Raw genomic sequence first — 440 nt, forward strand, 5'->3', positions numbered from 1 at the left:
CCTACGGGTGGCAGCAGTGGGGAGTATTGGACAATGGGGGCAACCCTGATCCAGCAATGCCGCGTGAGTGATGAAGGCCTTAGGGTTGTAAAGCTCTTTCGGCGGGGACGATGATGACGGTACCCGCAGAAGAAGCCCCGGCTAACTTCGTGCCAGCAGCCGCGGTAATACGAAGGGGGCAAGCGTTGCTCGGAATGACTGGGCGTAAAGGGCGCGTAGGCGGTTGTTACAGTCAGATGTGAAATTCCCGGGCTTAACCTGGGGGCTGCATTTGATACGTGATGACTAGAGTGTGAGAGAGGGTTGTGGAATTCCCAGTGTAGAGGTGAAATTCGTAGATATTGGGAAGAACACCGGTGGCGAAGGCGGCAACCTGGCTCATGACTGACGCTGAGGCGCGAAAGCGTGGGGAGCAAACAGGGTTAGATACCCTTGTAGTC

The 440-nt window shown here is 56.1% G+C and carries 1 rRNA gene; it reads left to right on the plus strand.

Annotated elements, in window-relative coordinates:
- A 16S ribosomal RNA gene (locus AADR41_RS42515) occupies window positions 1–440 on the plus strand; the annotation flags it as partial.

It is taken from the genome of Streptomyces sp. CLV115 (assembly GCF_038448545.1).
GTDB classification, from domain to species: Bacteria; Actinomycetota; Actinomycetes; order Streptomycetales; family Streptomycetaceae; genus Streptomyces; species Streptomyces sanglieri.